Annotated in this window: 18 protein-coding genes; 1 reads left to right on the forward strand and 17 read right to left on the reverse strand. The window is 63.9% G+C overall.

Annotated features, from left to right (window positions below; translation table 11 throughout):
• Positions 1 to 71: 71 nt before the first annotated feature.
• From rpsQ to rpsL, 15 genes are all read right to left on the reverse strand, one after another.
• On the reverse strand, positions 72 to 320 hold the full coding sequence (gene rpsQ, locus ACQR1E_RS05095; protein ID WP_212358258.1) for a 30S ribosomal protein S17: 249 nt from the start codon (positions 318 to 320) through the stop codon (positions 72 to 74).
• A gap of 10 nt (positions 321 to 330) precedes the next feature.
• Complete coding sequence (rpmC, locus tag ACQR1E_RS05100; protein WP_006611846.1) at positions 331 to 537, reverse strand: 50S ribosomal protein L29; 207 nt, start codon at positions 535 to 537, stop codon at positions 331 to 333.
• Between the two features lie 5 nt (positions 538 to 542).
• Positions 543 to 956, reverse strand: a complete 414-nt coding sequence (rplP, locus tag ACQR1E_RS05105) for a 50S ribosomal protein L16 (protein WP_008963467.1) — start codon at positions 954 to 956, stop codon at positions 543 to 545.
• A 40-nt stretch (positions 957 to 996) separates the two neighbouring features.
• Positions 997 to 1,707, reverse strand: coding sequence for a 30S ribosomal protein S3 (gene rpsC / locus ACQR1E_RS05110; RefSeq protein WP_012045041.1), 711 nt, complete (start codon positions 1,705 to 1,707; stop codon positions 997 to 999).
• Positions 1,708 to 1,728: 21 nt separating this feature from the next.
• Positions 1,729 to 2,109 carry a 50S ribosomal protein L22 gene (gene rplV / locus ACQR1E_RS05115; RefSeq protein ID WP_315714562.1) on the reverse strand — a complete coding sequence of 127 codons (381 nt, stop codon included), beginning with the start codon at positions 2,107 to 2,109 and terminating at the stop codon, positions 1,729 to 1,731.
• A 10-nt stretch (positions 2,110 to 2,119) separates the two neighbouring features.
• Positions 2,120 to 2,398: a 30S ribosomal protein S19 gene (rpsS, locus tag ACQR1E_RS05120; RefSeq protein ID WP_006611842.1), complete on the reverse strand. Its 279-nt coding sequence runs from the start codon at positions 2,396 to 2,398 to the stop codon at positions 2,120 to 2,122.
• 12 nt (positions 2,399 to 2,410) lie between these two features.
• Positions 2,411 to 3,244, reverse strand: coding sequence for a 50S ribosomal protein L2 (gene rplB, locus ACQR1E_RS05125; protein WP_006611841.1), 834 nt, complete (start codon positions 3,242 to 3,244; stop codon positions 2,411 to 2,413).
• 12 nt (positions 3,245 to 3,256) lie between these two features.
• Positions 3,257 to 3,556: a 50S ribosomal protein L23 gene (locus ACQR1E_RS05130; RefSeq protein ID WP_172108066.1), complete on the reverse strand. Its 300-nt coding sequence runs from the start codon at positions 3,554 to 3,556 to the stop codon at positions 3,257 to 3,259.
• Complete coding sequence (gene rplD, locus ACQR1E_RS05135) at positions 3,553 to 4,173, reverse strand: 50S ribosomal protein L4 (protein WP_315714563.1); 621 nt, start codon at positions 4,171 to 4,173, stop codon at positions 3,553 to 3,555. The genes ACQR1E_RS05130 and rplD overlap by 4 nt, the downstream gene beginning before the upstream one ends.
• Positions 4,174 to 4,893 (reverse strand): 50S ribosomal protein L3, encoded by a 720-nt coding sequence (rplC, locus tag ACQR1E_RS05140; RefSeq protein ID WP_006611838.1) that lies wholly within the window; start codon positions 4,891 to 4,893, stop codon positions 4,174 to 4,176.
• A gap of 58 nt (positions 4,894 to 4,951) precedes the next feature.
• Positions 4,952 to 5,260, reverse strand: coding sequence for a 30S ribosomal protein S10 (gene rpsJ / locus ACQR1E_RS05145; protein ID WP_002712302.1), 309 nt, complete (start codon positions 5,258 to 5,260; stop codon positions 4,952 to 4,954).
• A gap of 91 nt (positions 5,261 to 5,351) precedes the next feature.
• Entirely contained in the window at positions 5,352 to 6,542 is a 1,191-nt protein-coding gene (gene tuf, locus ACQR1E_RS05150) for an elongation factor Tu (protein WP_006611837.1), read from the reverse strand.
• A gap of 39 nt (positions 6,543 to 6,581) precedes the next feature.
• Entirely contained in the window at positions 6,582 to 8,654 is a 2,073-nt protein-coding gene (gene fusA, locus ACQR1E_RS05155; RefSeq protein WP_315714564.1) for an elongation factor G, read from the reverse strand.
• A 33-nt stretch (positions 8,655 to 8,687) separates the two neighbouring features.
• A complete protein-coding gene (gene rpsG / locus ACQR1E_RS05160) occupies positions 8,688 to 9,158 on the reverse strand; it encodes a 30S ribosomal protein S7 (protein ID WP_006611835.1) in 471 nt (156 codons plus the stop codon).
• Between the two features lie 30 nt (positions 9,159 to 9,188).
• A complete protein-coding gene (gene rpsL / locus ACQR1E_RS05165; protein ID WP_006611834.1) occupies positions 9,189 to 9,560 on the reverse strand; it encodes a 30S ribosomal protein S12 in 372 nt (123 codons plus the stop codon).
• Between the two features lie 643 nt (positions 9,561 to 10,203).
• Here rpsL and ACQR1E_RS05170 point away from each other — a divergent pair.
• Positions 10,204 to 11,427, forward strand: a complete 1,224-nt coding sequence (locus ACQR1E_RS05170) for an FAD-dependent oxidoreductase (RefSeq protein ID WP_315714565.1) — start codon at positions 10,204 to 10,206, stop codon at positions 11,425 to 11,427.
• Here ACQR1E_RS05170 and ACQR1E_RS05175 read toward each other — a convergent pair.
• Together ACQR1E_RS05175 and ACQR1E_RS05180 are read right to left on the reverse strand one after the other, a co-directional pair.
• Complete coding sequence (locus ACQR1E_RS05175; protein ID WP_315714566.1) at positions 11,364 to 13,436, reverse strand: ABC transporter ATP-binding protein; 2,073 nt, start codon at positions 13,434 to 13,436, stop codon at positions 11,364 to 11,366. The genes ACQR1E_RS05170 and ACQR1E_RS05175 overlap by 64 nt on opposite strands.
• 238 nt (positions 13,437 to 13,674) lie before the next feature.
• Positions 13,675 to 15,738: an FAD-dependent oxidoreductase gene (locus ACQR1E_RS05180; protein WP_315714567.1), complete on the reverse strand. Its 2,064-nt coding sequence runs from the start codon at positions 15,736 to 15,738 to the stop codon at positions 13,675 to 13,677.
• Positions 15,739 to 15,798 lie beyond the last annotated feature (60 nt).

The raw sequence follows: 15,798 nt of genomic DNA on the forward strand, positions 1-15,798 counted from the left end.
CAGGAAAGCTGCGCCTTGTTTGATCCCGAAAGCGAAACGGGCCCTCTTCGACGAGGGCCGCGGTCCGCGCCTCAGGCGGTTTTCTTGTGCTCGCCCCGGACCACGGTCCAGCGCTTGAGCTTCGAGATCGGCTTGCTCTCCTCGATCCACACCATGTCGCCCGGCTTGAACTCGTTGTTCTCGTCGTGGGCGTGGTAGTTCTTCGAGCGGCGGATGGTCTTCTTGTAGATCGGGTGGGTGAAGCGCCGGTCGACGCGCACAACGATCGTCTTGGCCTGCTTGTCGCTGACGACGACGCCCTGAAGGGTCCGTTTCGGCATGTCGAGCCTCTTACTTCGTCTTGGCGCGCTGCTGCGCGGCGATGGTCTTGATACGGGCGATGTCGCGGCGCGCCTCACGCAGCCGCGCGGTGTTCTCCAGCTGCCCGGTGGCACGCTGGAAGCGCAGGTTGAAGCGCTCCTTCTTCAGGTTGACGATCGCATCGTCCATCTGATCGGGGCTCATCGCGCGAATGTCGGCAATCTTCATCTCGGCCATGACCATTACTCCGCAATGCGCTCGACGAAGCGCGTCTTGATCGGCAGCTTGGCGGCCGCCAGCAGCAGCGCCTCGCGCGCGATCTGGTTGCTCACGCCGTCGATCTCGAACATCACCCGGCCCGGCTTGACGCGGGCCACCCACAATTCAGGCGAGCCCTTGCCGGAGCCCATGCGGACTTCAGCCGGCTTCTTCGACACCGGGAGATCCGGGAACACGCGGATCCAGACGCGGCCGGCGCGCTTCATGTGACGGGTCAAGGCACGACGGGCGGCCTCGATCTGGCGCGCGGTGACGCGATCCGGCTCCATCGCCTTCAGCCCGAACTGGCCGAAGGCCAGCGTCGCGCCCGAGGACGCAACGCCGTGAATACGGCCCTTATGCGCCTTTCGGAACTTGGTCTTCTTTGGTTGCATCATGGCTTTGAGCCCTCAAACCTGTCTTGTCGCGGCTGATCGATCAGGCCGCGTCGCGGCGCGACCGGGGCTGCGAGCTCTCGCCGCCGCCTTCGTTCATCCGCTTGTCCTGTGCCATCGGATCGTGCTCGAGGATCTCGCCCTTGAAGATCCAGACCTTCACGCCGCAAGTGCCGAAGGTGGTGAACGCGGTGGCCACACCGTAGTCGATGTCGGCGCGCAGCGTGTGCAGCGGCACCCGGCCCTCGCGATACCACTCCATGCGGGCGATTTCCGCGCCGCCCAGACGACCCGAGCAGTTGATGCGGATGCCCTCGGCACCGAGACGCATCGCCGACTGCACGGCGCGCTTCATGGCGCGGCGGAACGCGACGCGGCGCTCGAGCTGCTGGGCGATCGACTCGGCGACCAGGGTCGCATCGAGCTCCGGCTTGCGGATCTCGACGATGTTGATGACGACGTCCGACGAGGTGATGTCGGCGACGCGCTTGCGCAGCTTGTCGATGTCCGCGCCCTTCTTGCCGATCACGACGCCCGGACGTGCCGAGTGGATCGTGACGCGGCACTTCTTGTGCGGACGCTCGATCACGATGCGGGCGACGGCCGCCTGCTTGAGCTCCTTGTGCAGGATCTCGCGGATCTTGACGTCTTCATGCAGCAGCTTGCCGTACTCGGCCTTGCCAGCGAACCAGCGCGAATCCCAGGTCCGGTTGATGCCGAGACGCAGACCGATCGGATTGATCTTTTGACCCATCGTATTCTCCCAGCGCCTGCTTTAAGCGCTCGCCTCGACCTGACGCACAATGATCGTCAGCTGCGAAAACGGTTTGAAAACTCGGCCCGAACGGCCACGACCGCGCGGCGAGAAACGCTTCATCACGATTCCCTTGCCGACGAAAGCCTGCGAGACGACGAGATCGTCGACCTCGAGCTCGTGATTGTTCTCGGCATTGGCGATCGCCGATTCCAGGCACTTCTTGACGTCGACCGCAATCCGCTTGCGCGAGAACTGCAGGTCGGCGAGGGCGGCCGACGCCTTGCGGCCGCGGATCATCTGCGCCACCAGGTTCAGCTTCTGCGGGCTCACCCGAAGCATCCGGGCCACAGCCTTGGCCTCGTTTTCGGGGAGGCTCCGTTCGCGCTTTGGTTTGCTCATCGCTTAATCCTCAAGCCTTCTTGGCTTTCTTATCGCCCGAATGGCCGTGGAAGGTGCGGGTCGGCGAGAACTCGCCGAACTTGTGGCCGACCATCTCTTCGTTGATCGCCACCGGCACGTGCTTCTGGCCGTTGTAGACGCCGAACGTCAGGCCGACGAACTGCGGCAGGATGGTCGAGCGGCGGCTCCAGATCTTGATGACGTCGTGACGGCCGGACGCGCGCGCCGCATCTGCCTTCTTGAGCAGCGACGCCTCGACGAACGGGCCTTTCCAGACTGAACGAACCATGTCCGTCGTTCCTTACTTCTTCCGCTTGTGGCGGCTCAAGAGAATGAATTTATCGGTCGACTTGTTGGTGCGGGTCTTCTTGCCCTTGGTAGGCTTGCCCCACGGAGTGACCGGGTGACGACCGCCCGAGGTACGGCCTTCGCCGCCGCCGTGCGGATGGTCGATCGGGTTCATCGCGACACCGCGGTTGTGAGGCCTGCGGCCCATCCAACGCTTGCGGCCGGCCTTGCCGATCGAGGTGTTCATGTGGTCCGGGTTCGACACCGCACCGATGGTGCCGCGGCAGCGGCCGTGCACCAGGCGCTGCTCGCCCGAGTTCAGGCGGACGATCACGTAGTCCTGGTCGCGGCCGACGATCTGGGCGTAGGTGCCGGCCGAACGCGCGAGCTGGCCGCCCTTCCCGATCTTGACCTCGATGTTGTGCACGATCGTGCCGACCGGCATGTTGCCCAGCGGCATGACGTTGCCCGGCTTCACGTCGACATAGTTGCCGGCGACGATGGTGTCGCCGACCGCCAGTCGCTGCGGCGCCAGGATGTAGGCGAGCTCGCCGTCCTGATATTTGACCAGCGCGATGAAGGCGGTCCGGTTCGGATCATACTCCAGGCGCTCGACGGTCGCGGGAACGTCGACCTTGTCGCGCTTGAAGTCGACCGTGCGGTACGACTGCTTGTGACCGCCGCCGAGGAAGCGAACGGTGATGCGGCCGGTGTTGTTGCGACCGCCGCTCGACTGCTTGCCTTCGGTCAGCGCCTTGACCGGCTTGCCCTTGTAGAGGGCCGAACGATCGACCATCACCAGCTGGCGCTGGCCGGGCGTCGTGGGATTGAATGTCTTCAGTGCCATGGCAGCTCAGCCTTACAGTCCGGTGGTCACGTCGATACGGTGGCCCTCTTCGAGGGTCACGATCGCGCGCTTGCTGTCCGATTGCGAACCGAAATTGCCGCGGAACACCTTGGTCTTGCCCTTGCGGACGAGCGTGTTGACGCTCTTGACCTTGACGTCGAACAGCTTCTCGATCGCTTCCTTGATCTGCGGCTTGGTCGCCTTGGCGGCCACCTTGAACAGAACCTTGTTGTGCTCCGAGGCGAAGGTCGCCTTCTCGGTCACGACCGGCGCGATGATGATGTCGTAGTGGCGCGGATCGATGGTCTTCATTTGAAGCGCGCCTCCAGCGCATCGATCGCCGCCTTGGTCAGCACGAGCTTCTGACGGCGCAGGATGTCGTAGACGTTGATGCCTTGGATCGGCAGCACGTCCATGTTCGGAATGTTGCGGGCGGCATTGGTGAAGCCGGTATGCAGCTCGGCGCCGTCGATGATCAGGGCGTTGGTCAGGCCGAGACCCGAGAAGTGACCGATCAGCGCCTTGGTCTTCGCCGCCTCCAGGGTGGCGTTCTCCAGCACGACCAGATCACCGTCCTTGGCCTTGGCCGACAGCGCATGCTTCAGCGCCAGCGCACGGACCTTCTTCGGCAGGTCGGTCGCATGCGAGCGCACGACCGGACCGAAGGCGCGGCCGCCGCCACGGAACTGCGGCACACGAGCCGAGCCGTGACGAGCACCGCCGGTGCCCTTCTGCTTGTACATCTTCTTGCCGGTGCGCCAGATCTCGGCGCGGCCCTTGGCCTTGTGGGTGCCGGCCTGACGCTTGTTGAGCTGCCACTGGACGCAGCGCGCGATGATGTCGGCACGCGGCTCCAGACCGAAGATGGCGTCGGACAGCTGGACGGAGCCGGCTTCCTTGCCCTCGAGGGTGGTGACTTTCAGTTCCATTTATGCGCCCTCCTGCACGGCCGGCGCTTCGGCAGCCTGCTCACCCGCGACCTTGAACTTGCCGGGCTTCGGCGCTTCCTTCGGCAGCGGCTTCTTGACGGCGTCGCGCACCGAGATCCAGCCCCCCTTGGAGCCGGGCACCGCGCCTTCCACCAGGATCAGGCCGCGCTCGACGTCCGTCTGCACCACACGCAGGTTCAGCGTGGTGATGCGATCGACGCCCATGTGACCGGGCATCTTCTTGTTCTTCCAGGTCTTGCCGGGGTCCTGACGGCCACCGGTCGAACCGATCGAACGATGCGAGATCGACACACCGTGCGTGGCGCGCAGACCGCCGAAGTTCCAGCGCTTCATGCCGCCGGCGAAGCCCTTACCGACCGAGGTGCCGGTGACGTCGACGAACTGGCCGACGACGAAATGGTCGGCCTGGATCTCGGCGCCGACCGGGATCAGCGAATCCTCGCTGACACGGAACTCGGCGAGCTTGCGCTTCGGCTCGACCTTGGCGACCGCGAACTGGCCGCGCTCCGCCTTCGGCATGTAGACCGTCTTGCGGCTGCCGCTGCCGAGCTGCAGCGCGACGTAGCCGTTCTTCTCGGTGGTGCGGTGACCGACCACCTGGCAATTGCCGAGCTTCAGCACGGTCACGGGGATATGTTCGCCGGTCTCCGTGAAGACCCGCGTCATCCCGACCTTTTGTGCGATCACTCCGGAGCGCATCGGCGTGCTTCCTGTTCTTCTCTATGTCCGCGTGAGGTGCGAACGTGAATCCAAAAACTTAGAGCTTGATCTCGACGTCGACGCCGGCGGCCAGATCGAGCTTCATGAGAGCATCGACGGTCTGCGGGGTCGGATCGACGATGTCGAGCAGGCGCTTGTGGGTGCGCATCTCGAACTGCTCGCGGCTCTTCTTGTCGACGTGCGGCGAACGGTTCACGGTGAACTTCTCGATGCGGGTCGGCAGCGGAATGGGTCCGCGAACCTGCGCGCCGGTCCGTTTCGCCGTGTTGACGATCTCGCGCGTCGACGTATCGAGGATACGATGGTCAAACGCCTTGAGACGGATGCGGATATTTTGGCCGTTCATTGCCGTATCTTTCTGTGAGTAGTGAGTGGCGAGTAGCGAACGGCGAATGGATAATCTCCATTCGCCACCCGCCATTCCCTATTCGCTGTTGTTACTCGATGATCGAGGCGACGACGCCGGCGCCGACGGTGCGGCCGCCCTCGCGGATGGCGAAGCGCAGCTTCTCCTCCATCGCGATCGGCACGATCAGGTGCACTTCCATCGCAATGTTGTCGCCCGGCATCACCATCTCGGTGCCTTCCGGCAGGTGAACGACGCCGGTCACGTCGGTCGTGCGGAAGTAGAACTGCGGACGATAGTTGGTGAAGAACGGCGTGTGACGGCCACCCTCTTCCTTCGTGAGGATGTAGGCCTCAGCCTTGAACTTGGTGTGCGGCTTGACCGAACCCGGCTTGCACAGCACCTGGCCGCGCTCGACGTCCTCGCGCTTGGTGCCGCGGAGCAGCGCGCCGATGTTGTCACCGGCCTGGCCCTGATCGAGCAGCTTGCGGAACATTTCAACGCCGGTGACGGTGGTCTTCTGGGTCGGACGGATGCCGACGATCTCGATTTCCTCACCGACCTTGATGATGCCGCGCTCGACACGGCCGGTCACCACGGTGCCGCGGCCCGAGATCGAGAACACGTCTTCGACCGGCATCAGGAAGGGCTGGTCGATCGGACGCTCCGGCTGCGGAATGTACTCGTCGACATTGCGCATCAGCTCGAGGATGGCGTCGTGGCCGAGCTTCTTGTCCGAATCTTCCAGAGCGGCCAGCGCCGAGCCCTTGATGATCGGGATCTTGTCGCCCGGGAATTCGTACTTCGAGAGCAGCTCGCGGACCTCGAGCTCGACGAGCTCCAGCAGCTCCGGATCGTCGACCATGTCGCACTTGTTGAGGAACACGACCAGCGCCGGCACGCCGACCTGGCGGGCGAGCAGGATGTGCTCACGGGTCTGCGGCATCGGGCCGTCAGCGGCCGACACGACCAGGATCGCGCCGTCCATCTGGGCAGCGCCGGTGATCATGTTCTTCACGTAGTCGGCGTGGCCGGGGCAATCGACGTGGGCGTAGTGGCGGTTCTTGGTCTCGTACTCGACGTGCGCGGTCGAGATGGTGATGCCGCGCGCCTTCTCTTCCGGGGCCTTGTCGATCTGGTCGTAGGCAGTGAACGTCGCACCGCCCGTCTCGGCCAGGATCTTGGTGATTGCAGCCGTCAGCGAGGTCTTGCCGTGGTCGACGTGACCGATGGTGCCGATGTTGCAGTGGGGCTTGTTACGTTCAAACTTAGCTTTGGCCATTTGACTCTCCGTTCAGTCGCTAACTTGAGCTAACGACAATCAGGCAAACTTCTTCTGGACTTCGGCCGACACGTTGGCCGGCGCTTCAGCGTAGTGCGAGAACTGCATCGTGAAGGTCGCGCGCCCCTGGCTCATGGAGCGCAGGTTGTTCACGTAACCGAACATGTTCATGAGCGGCACCATCGCGTTGATGACGTTGGCATTGCCGCGCATGTCCTGGCCCTGGATCTGGCCACGACGCGAGTTCAGGTCGCCGATGACCGAGCCGGTGTAGTCTTCCGGGGTCACCACCTCGACCTTCATGATCGGCTCGAGCAGAACCGACTTGCCCTTCTGCAGCGCCTCGCGGAAAGCCGCACGAGAGGCGATTTCGAAGGCCAGCGCCGACGAGTCGACATCGTGATACTTGCCGTCGACCAGCGCCACCTTGACGTCGACCACCGGGAAGCCGGCGACGACGCCCGCGCCGAGCACGCTCTCGATGCCCTTCTCGACGCCCGGGATGTATTCCTTCGGAACCGCACCGCCGACGATCTTGGACTCGAACACGTAGCCGCCACCGGGCTCGTTCGGCTCGACCACGAGGCTCACGGCCGCGAACTGGCCGGTACCACCGGTCTGCTTCTTGTGGGTGTAGTCCACGTTGGCCGGCTTGGTGATACGCTCACGGAACGCCACCTGCGGCGCGCCGATGTTCGCATCGACCTTGTAGGTGCGCTTGAGGATGTCGACCTTGATGTCGAGATGGAGCTCGCCCATCCCCTTGAGGATGGTCTGGCCCGACTCGTGATCGGTCGACACGCGGAAGGACGGATCCTCAGCGGCCAGCTTCGCCAGCGCGACGCCGAGCTTCTCCTGGTCGGCCTTCGACTTCGGCTCGATCGCAATCTCGATGACCGGCTCCGGGAATTCCATCTTTTCCAGGATCACCTGGTTGGACGGATCGCACAGCGTGTCACCGGTGCGGGCTTCCTTGAGGCCTGCGAGGGCGACGATGTCGCCGGCATAGGCTTCCTTGATGTCCTCGCGGTTGTTCGCATGCATCAGCAGCATGCGGCCGATGCGCTCCTTCTTCTCGCGGGTCGAGTTCACCACGCCGGTGCCCGAGGTCAGGATGCCCGAATAGATGCGGCAGAACGTGATCGTGCCGACGAAGGGGTCGTCCATGATCTTGAACGCGAGCAGCGCCAGCGGCTCCTTGTCGTCCGCCTTGCGCACGACCTCGTTGCCCTTGTCGTCGGTGCCCTTGATCGCAGGCACGTCGAGCGGCGACGGCAGATAGTCGACGACGGCGTCGAGCAACGGCTGCACGCCCTTGTTCTTGAAGGCCGAGCCGCACAGCACCGGATAGAACGCGCCGGTCAGCACGGCCTTGCGGATCAGGCGCTTCAGAGTCGCCTCGTCCGGCTCCTTGCCGTCCAGGAACGCGGTGAGCGCGTCGTCGTCGAGCTCGACGGCGGCCTCCACCAGCTTCTCGCGATATTCCTTGGCCTGGTCGGCGAGATCAGCCGGGATCTCGACGTAGTCGAACTTCGCGCCGAGCGCCTCGTCGTTCCAGACGATCGCCTTCATCGTCACGAGATCGATGCAGCCCTTGAAATTGTTCTCGGCGCCGATCGGCAGCTGGATCGCAACAGGCTTCGCGCCCAGGCGATCGACGATGTCGGCCAGGCACTTGAAGAAGTCGGCACCGGTCTTGTCCATCTTGTTGGCGAAGACGATGCGCGGAACCTTGTACTTGTCGCCCTGGCGCCAGACGGTCTCGGTCTGCGGCTCGACGCCCTGGTTGGAGTCGAGAACGCACACGGCGCCGTCGAGCACCCGCAAGCTGCGCTCGACCTCGATGGTGAAGTCGACGTGGCCGGGGGTGTCGATGATGTTCAGGCGCTTGCCGTTCCAGAACGCAGTGGTCGCAGCCGAGGTGATCGTGATGCCACGCTCCTGCTCCTGCTCCATCCAGTCCATCGTCGCGGCACCTTCGTGCACTTCGCCGATCTTGTGGCTCTTGCCGGTATAATAGAGGATGCGCTCGGTCGTCGTGGTCTTGCCGGCGTCGATATGCGCCATGATGCCGAAGTTGCGATAGTCTTCGATGGCGTGTTGGCGGGGCATGGGTGTGTTCCCTGATTTCCGTTCGGGTCGCCGTTACCAGCGATAGTGCGAGAAGGCGCGGTTGGCTTCCGCCATCCGGTGCACGTCTTCACGCTTCTTCACGGCGTTACCCCGATTGTTCGAGGCGTCGAGCAGCTCCGCCGAAAGCCGCTCGGTCATCGTCTTCTCGTTGCGGTCGCGCGCGGCCGAGATCAGCCAGCGGATGCCCAGCGCCTGCCGGCGGGTCGAACGAACTTCGACCGGCACCTGGTAGGTCGCACCGCCGACGCGACGGGAGCGAACCTCGATGGTCGGCATGACGTTTTCGAGGGCCTGCTCGAACACCGTCAGCGGGCTCTGCTTGGTCTTGGCCTCGATGATGCCGAACGCGCCGTAGACGATACCTTCGGCGACCGACTTCTTGCCGGCGTACATCACCGAGTTCATGAACTTGGTGACAATGATGTTCCCGAACTTCGGATCCGGAAGCACTTCACGCTTTTCGGCTGAATGGCGACGCGACATGTGATCTTGTTCCCGCTTCTCTCGAACGTCTTACTTCGGACGCTTCGCGCCATACTTCGAACGGCGCTGCTTACGGTTCTTGACGCCCTGGGTATCCAGCACGCCGCGGAGGATGTGATAGCGCACGCCCGGCAAGTCCTTGACGCGGCCGCCGCGGATCATGACCACCGAGTGCTCCTGCAGGTTATGGCCTTCACCCGGAATGTAGCCGATCACCTCGAAGCCGTTGGTCAGGCGCACCTTGGCGACCTTACGAAGCGCCGAGTTCGGCTTCTTCGGGGTCGTGGTGTAGACGCGCGTGCAAACGCCACGCTTCTGCGGCGACTGCTGCAGCGCCGGCACCTTCTTGCGCGACTTCTGCACTTCGCGCGGATTTGCGATCAGCTGGTTGATCGTCGGCATCTTGGCCTTCACCCTTCTCAACGTTCGCACGGAGACCGCGACCGGCTTCCGCAAATTCTGTTCGAGGTTCCCCGCCTCACCGGGCCGTTTCGCGCGATCAAAACCCACGCAAAACGAAATCGCGCCAACCGTCCATCGCTGAACGGAAAGCGCTTGACGCCACAGAGGACCGCGATCACCACCAGTCAGCTTGCGCTGGCGGGCGGCCTACCGAGGTCATGCATCCGAAATTGGTCTCAGGAGAACGAGCTCGAGAGATCTAATATCGTTTTGGCATTGCCTAGCTATGATCGACAGCGTTTGAGCGGCATTCGTCGAGGGTGGTGCCCGTCCCGCCCGGTTTCGGGTGGTCTGGGTGATCCGTACCGACGCTGGCGAAGCTCACCGCCTGTCGTTGAGTGCCGGCCTTTTATAAGCGGTAAATATCCAAGTCAAGCAAAACGACGCCGCAGGACGCGCAAAGAAGCGCTTCTGGCCGCTGCGGTTTCCGGTCCCGACAGGGCCCCCGCCGTCCGAGGTATCTGCAGACCGCACAGCCCTGCGAGTGCAGGCGCCTCTCCAGCCCGGGACATGTCCAGAAACATCGAAGATAAGGCTTTTTTCGGCTTTGGCCGACAAGGATGGCGCCGCGACGAGGCGCCTGGTGACAGAATATACCGACATTGCGATCATTGGCGGCGGCCTGAGCGGCTCGATCACGGCCGCCATGCTCGGAATGGCCGGCATCCCCGCGATTCTCGTCGATCCCCACGCGGTCTCCCCGCCCGACTTTCGAATCGAGAAGATCTCCGGTGCCGAGCAGATCGGCCGATTCCGTCGCACCGGGATCGCCGACAAGGCGTTGACCCAAGCCACCCTGGCCCCGGAGAACTGGATCGCCCGATTCGGCTACGTGCTCGAACGGGCTCAGGTCCAGCAATACGGCATTCCGTATGATGCGCTCGTGACGGCGGTGCGCGACCAGATCCCAGGCGCTGTGACGCGAATCGTCGCCAAGGCCGTAGCGATCACGCCAACCGAGGATCGCCAGTCGGTCGTGCTGTCCAACGGGCAGACGATCTCCGCCCGCCTCGTCGTGCTCGCCAACGGGCTGAACGTCGGGCTGCGGCACATGCTGGGAATCACCCGCACGATCACCAGCCCCGCCCATTCGATCTCGATCGGGTTCGACCTGACGCCGGTCGGCCGTTCCGCCTTCCCATTCCCGGCCATGACCTATTTCCAGGAACGAGCCAAGGCGCGGGTGCCCTACATCACCCTGTTCCCGATCGGCGAGCGCATGCGGGCGAACCTGTTCGCCTACCGCGAGGTCGATGATCCCTGGCTTCGGGCGATCCGCCGCAACCCAGTCGAAACGCTGGCCGCCGCCCTGCCCGGCCTGCGGCGGATCACGGGCGAGTACGCCGTGAGCGGCGAGGTGCGGGTCCGGCCCGCCGATCTCACCATCAACAGCGGGTACCGCATGCCGGGTGTCGTGCTCGTCGGCGACGCCTTCTGCACCACCTGCCCCGTCACCGGCACCGGTTCCGACAAGGTGTTCACCGATGTCGAGCGCCTCTGCAACGTCCACATTCCGCGCTGGCTGGCGACTGACGGCATGGGCGAGGCCAAGATCGCGGCCTTCTATGCGGACCCGGTCAAGACGGCCTGCGATGCGTGGTCGCTCGAGAAGGCATGGAATTTCCGATCGGTCTCGATCGGGGCCAGCCCCTATTGGCAGGCGCAACGCTGGGCGCGCTTTGCCGTCTCGCTCGGCCGCGGGGTTCGGCAGCGGCTGACGAAGACCAATGCGCCGCTCAACGTCTATTCCTCGTCATCATCCTCCTCGTCGTCGTCCTCCTCGTCATCGCTGTCGTCGTCGGCCTGATCCTGCCGGCTCGGCTGATGGCCCTGGTCATCCCAGAGCTTGCGATAGGTCCCATTCTTCGCCAAGAGCTCGGCGTGGCTGCCGCGCTCGATCGCCCGGCCGCCGGAGATGACGATGATCTCGTCCATCTCGACCACCGAGGTCAGGCGGTGGGTCGACCAGATCATGGTGCGGCCCTTGGCGACCTTGAGCAGGGTGCGGTTGATCGCGGCTTCCGTGGTCTGGTCCAGCGCCGAAGTGGCCTCGTCGAGCAGCAGCACGGACGGGTTGCGGATGATGGCGCGGGCGATCGCGATGCGCTGGCGCTGTCCACCGGACAGCGTGTCGCCGCGCTCGCCGACGATGGTGTCGTATTTCTGCGGCAGGCTCATGATGTAGCGGTGGATCTCGGCCTTCTTGGCCGCCTCCTCCACCTCCGCGTCGGTGGCGCCCTCCTTGCCGAGCCGGATGTTCTCCCGCAGCGACATGTTGAACAGCATGTTGTCCTGGAACACCACGGCCATGCTGCCGCGAAGCGAATCGCGCGTCACCTTGCGGATGTCGACGCCGTCGATGGTGACGCGGCCTTCATCGGGTACGTAGAGCCGCAGGATCAGGTTGAGCAGCGTGCTCTTGCCCGAGCCCGACGGACCGACGATCGCGATCCGCTTGCCGACGTCGAGCTTGAGGCTCAGATTGTCGAGCACCGGCGTCTCGCTGCCCTCGTACTGGAAGGTCACGCGCTCGAAGGTGATGTCGTGGCTGATGCGGGGCAGATCCGGCGCGCCCGGCCGGTCGGCGCCGCGGGTCGGCTCGTCCAACAGCTCCTGCATGTGCCGGATCGCGGCCGCCGAGGAGATCGACACCGGCACGAAATGCATGACATGGGCGATGTTGTAGGACACCTCCCAGAATGCGCTCTCGAAGGTGACGAAGGTGCCGATCGTGATCTGGCCCTTGGTGGCGAGATAGGCGCCGAGAGCGAGCACGACGAGATGCAGCAGCAGCACGGAGATCGTGACGGTGCGCTCGACCATGGTCGACAGGAACATCGCATCGGCCATCTTGCGCCGCGCCGCGTCGTTGCGGAAGCTGAACCAGCCGAATACCTTGCGGTGGAGGCTGAAGGCCTTGATGACGGCTTGCGCCGCGATGTTCTCCTGGATCACGCCGAGCAGCGACGCTTCGTTCAGTTTCTGCTCGTAATTGGCCTGAACCGCCTTCGGCGTCAGGATACGCGGGCCGATCAGGGTGATCGGAAACACCAGCAGCGCGATCGCAGCGAGCTGCCAGTTCAGGAACAGCATCAGAATGATGCCCGCAATCAGCTCGAGGAACGGCAGCACAGCGCTGTTGGCGAAACTCTTCACGACGTTCTCGAACGCCGACATGTCGACCGAGAAGCGCGACAGGATCTCGCCGCGCTTGGTACGCTGGAAATAGGCGGCCGGCAGGTTCTGCACGTGATCGAACAGACGGGTGCGAACGTCCGAGATGACGCAGGCCGCGAGCCGCGCATCCCAGCGCTCGTAGAGCACGGCAATGATCGAGGTGAAGATGCCCGCAGCGGCGAGCACGCCGAGGATGCGATAGAGCGCCTCGAAATCCTCTTCGCCGAGCGCATCGTCGATCAGGAACTTGAGGCTGAGCGGCATGATGACGTTGAACAGCGTCTCGATCAGGACGCCGATCGACACGAAAGCCAGCATCTTCTTGTATCTGGCGAGCAGCGGCGAGACGAAGCCGTAGATGGTTGCAAGCGCACCTGCGGCCTCGCGGGCCGTGTAGACGACGAGATCCTCGTCGTCGTCATCATCGTCGAGGTCGAGGCCGGCCTCTTCACCGTCCTCCTCGTCATCGTCCTCATCGTCGCCGACGACGTCAGCCGTCTCTGTCGCCGACGTCTTCGCTGTTCCGGGTTTTGGAACGGCAGGCACGGCCGCCGCCGGCCCCCGCTTGTCCAAATCATCGGCAGGATCAGCTGCCGTTGCGGACGTCTGATTTCGCGGCGGTGAAGATTTGGGCGCCATTCAACGAACCGATCCTGCACGGCCAGTATGACCGTAACGGATTAAAGCGGCTCGGCTTTACCACCTGTGTCCGCCTGCCGCCAGCATTCTCGCCATACGGTGCCGCACCCGCCGCGACCAAGACGCGCCCCTGTCACGCAACCAGCACGGTCACAAGCGCCGCGGACGCAAGACAGCATCGAGATGCCGGTCAACGCCCGCGGCCCTGCCTCGAAATGCCGGCGGCTGTGCCGCGAGCCTAGTCTTCGTCCTCGACCTTGTCGAAGAACGAATAGCGCAGGCTGTCGGCGTCGGCGTACCACTGGCCGGGCCCCTTGTTGGCCGCGAGTGTCGCTGCCCACACCTCGTCGGTGCAATCGCGGCGGTGCATGGCCAGATCGAACCCGTTGCCGAAGAACAGCTCCGACCACTCCCACCAGGTGCCGAGCTTCTTGACCCCACGCAGCAGGTCGTAGCGGTCGACCAGCGCCGGAGCCATGTCCGAGGTGATCGAGCCGAACACGAGGCCGGTCTTGACGACGCGGTTGAGCTCGCGGATCGCGCGCGCAACCTGCTTGTCACCGAGATGGCAGAGGCTGGTCTCGAACACGAAATCGAACTCACCGGTCTTGAATGGCATATCGGTGATCGAGCCGAGCTTGTTGTATTTCCTCAGCGCCTTCGGCGTCTTGCCATGGATGTAGCGGTTGTTCTCGATGCCCCAGGCATCGATGCCGCGCTCGCGGAGCGCTCCCACCAGTTCACCGCTCGCGGAGCCGGCGACCAAGAGCTTGTAGCCTTTGCCCTTGCCGGCCCGGTTCCAAACGATCTTGATCAGGCTGGTCAGATAGTCCGGATCGGTGAACTGCGACCACGCTTCGCTGTACGGCCCCTGCCCGCGATAATTGTCGAAATAGTCACGGTCGATCTTGTCGGACAGCGGCGTTTCGGCCTGCGAGCGGGCGCGGCGCAGCCGCATCATTTCGGTCAGGATGATGTCGGTGGCGGCGTCCGACGAATCGAGCAGCCCGTTCAGGGTCGAGTCGAACAGATAGTCACCGACCACGACGATGCCGGGGTGCTCCTTCGGCTCAGGCCGGTGATTGGTCATGACGTCGCGTACCGGCAGACCGCCGGGCAGCGCGTTGACGGACGACAGCCAGCGGTGAATCTTGCCTTCCATGAAGTGTGCGCGCGCGTCGCCGAGCGCAGCAGGGAGCGACTTCAGCGCGGCATCGATCAGCTCCTGGTCCGAGAGGTTGGCGAAGGCGAGCGCATCCGAGCCCGCGATCAGCCAGTTGAGCACGCCGTGCTTGCCGACATCGTGGCGCGAGCCCTCGTTGTAGATGCAGCAGCCGCCGAACGCCTCCGACATGAACCAGGAGCCCGGAATCTTCTCGCCCCAGAACGGCTCGTCGAACAGGATCGAGACGCGCAGATAATGCGCGGGACGATCGAAATAGGCGATGTGCTTGACCATGGACTGGCGCAGCTTCTCGCCCTCCCAGCCGACCGTCGACAGCCAGGAATGCGGCAGGCACACCAGGACGAGATCGAACTCGCGCGTCTCCGGCCCCTTGCCGTTCATCATGTTGAGCCGGTAGCGACCCGCCTCGGTCTTGCCGATGCGGAGCACGCGATGATTGAGCTGGATGTCGGCATCGACCTCGGAGCGCAGGCACTCGATCAGTTGCTCGTTGCCGTTCTGAATCGAGTACAGGCCGATATAGTCGTCGATATCCATGACGAAGTTCTTGAGCGCATTGAGGCCGTTGGTGTTGTGGGCCTCGGTCGCGAGGTCGGAGCGCGACATCACCTTGAAGAAGCGCTTGGCCGTGGGATCCTCGACCTCCTCGTCGAGCAGCTCTTCGCAGGTCTTGTAGGCCCAGGGGTGCTCGTTATCGTGGGCGCCGACGCCCTCGTAATATTCGACCGGCGACATCACGTCGGTACAACGCTTGCGGAACGCCTCGACCGCAGCGGCCGTCTTCGGGCCGTATTTGCGGCGCAGCCCCGGCACGTCGTCGAGCAGCTCGCCGTCGAGTTGGACCTGCAGCGCATCCATCGGAATCGTCTGCAGCCCGAAATGCTGGATCAGCTCGCGCAGCGGATCGGGGCCGGTCATCGAGTAGTCGTAGATTTCCGCGACACCAGCCTCATACATCGCCGGTGCGGTATCGAACTTGCGCGTCACGATCTTGCCGCCGAGCCGGTCGGATGCCTCGTAGATCGTCACCTTGCAGAGATCGCCGAGTTTGCGCCTCAGATACCAGGCGCTCATCAGGCCACCCGGACCGCCACCAACAATCGCAAGGTCAAGCATCGAAGTTCCGCCATCTCCGGCTGTCAGCGACGTTGCCGGTCGTCCATACAGGGGTCCTGC

The organism is Bradyrhizobium sp. HKCCYLRH1030 (assembly GCF_051168395.1).
GTDB lineage: Bacteria > Pseudomonadota > Alphaproteobacteria > Rhizobiales > Xanthobacteraceae > Bradyrhizobium.